This is a genomic window from Clostridium tarantellae, from assembly GCF_009295725.1.
In the GTDB taxonomy this organism is placed as follows: domain Bacteria; phylum Bacillota; class Clostridia; order Clostridiales; family Clostridiaceae; genus Sarcina; species Sarcina tarantellae.
On sequence record NZ_WHJC01000454.1, the window covers coordinates 1 to 1,795 of the forward strand.

Annotated in this window: 2 protein-coding genes; both read left to right on the forward strand. The window is 25.1% G+C overall.

What is annotated here, in order from left to right; translation table 11 throughout:
* The first annotated feature begins 32 nt into the window (after window positions 1-32).
* Entirely contained in the window at window positions 33-533 is a 501-nt protein-coding gene (locus GBZ86_RS17440) for a hypothetical protein (RefSeq protein ID WP_170272290.1), read from the forward strand.
* Between the two features lie 241 nt (window positions 534-774).
* Complete coding sequence (locus GBZ86_RS15525) at window positions 775-1,758, forward strand: beta-channel forming cytolysin (protein WP_152892162.1); 984 nt, start codon at window positions 775-777, stop codon at window positions 1,756-1,758.
* Window positions 1,759-1,795: the final 37 nt, after the last annotated feature.

Genomic DNA, 1,795 nt, shown 5'->3' on the forward strand with positions numbered 1-1,795 from the left:
ATTTAATATATATAAATTAGGAGGGAATTATCATGAGCAATAATATAATTGAAAACTTAGAAGAAACAGTAGAACAAATGAAACATAAAGAAAAAATAGATCACAAAACTGAAAAAGATATAGAAAAAGAAGAACATAAAGAAATTAAACATAAAGAAAAAGAAGCATATAAAGAGCTTAAAGATGAAATAAAAGCAGATTTTAAAGAATTAAAAGAAGAATATAAAGAAACTAAAGATGAATTAAAAAAAGATTATAAAGAAATGAAACATAGAGAAAAAGAAGATCATAAAAAAGCTAAAGACATAGAAAAAGAACAACATAAAGAAATGAAAGAAGAAATTAAAGAAAAAGATAAAGAAATCCATGCTCAAAAGGATGAAGTGGAAAAACAAGAAAAAGAAGAGCATAAAGAAGAAAAAGAAGAAAATAAAGAAGAAGCTAAACAACAAAAAGAACAGGCTAAAGAAACTAAGGAAGCACAAAAGGAAGAAAAAAAAGAAGCTAAAGAAGATGCTAAAACTACTAAATAATTAAATTAATAAAAAAACACTTTAAAAGTAGAAAAAAGTAGAAATTTTATTTTAACCAGTAACATTTCTACTTTTTTTTATTTGTATATTTACATTAATAAACTATGAAATTAATTTCATTTCCATATTTTGATGTTCCATTTTAAAAAAATATATAATATAATAAAAAAAATAATATTTTGAAATAAAAATATTAGATAATCAAAATATATTACTAAAGATGAAATAGGGGGATAAAATCATGTTGAAATTTAAAAAATTAGCATTAATAGCTTTAACAGTGGCTACAATAACAGGAAGTGTTATTTCCTTTAATAATGTACAAGCTTTTGCAGCTGAAAGTTCTAAAGCAAAAGTAATTTCAAATGTTAAAGGAGAAGAAGCAAAAACTTATACATCTACTGATGCATTAGAATCAGAAAAAGATGGTATAAAAACAGTTTTAAAAGCTACTTTTTTTGAGGATCCACAAGATAATAAGCTTACAGCTTTCTTAACAACAGATGGTTCATTTATTAATTCACAGTTAAAAAGATATGGAGAGTACTATTATGCGGGTATACACTGGCCTTCAAGTTATCAGGGAAGTATTAAAATAGTAGATAAGGTTAATGATGTAAAAATAGTTTCAAGTACACCTAAAAATACTATAAGTTCAACTCAAGTAACAAATAATATGGGGTATTCTATAGGTGGAAACATAGGAGCTGATGGAAAAACTCCTAGTTTAGGTTTAAATTCAAGTTATGATTTTAGTGAATCTAGAAGTTATGAGCAACCTAATTTTGTTACTACGCAGAAAAAAGATACTCTTAAAGAAGCTAGCTGGGATGTAGTATTTAATTCAACTAATGATGGATATACTAGAGATTCATATCATGGAATTTATAGAAATCAGATGTTTATGATATCTAGATTATATAATGAAGGAACTAAAAATATAACTAAAAATGAAGATTTACCTTTATTAATATCAGGTGGATTTTCACCAAACTTTTCTGTGGCATTAAAAGCTCCAAAGGATAAAGAAACATCTACTATAGAAGTAACTTTTTCAAGAGGAATGGATGAGTATTTCATAGATTGGGATAACACTGAATGGGTTGGATGCAATAGAAAATCTGGTACAAGAACTGTAAAACAATATTTCACATTAGATTGGAAAAACCATACTGTTACTCCTTTAAATAAAACTGAAACAACATGGAAATCAGAAAATTTATAAAATAATTTTACATAAATAATTAATGTTTATTAAAGAA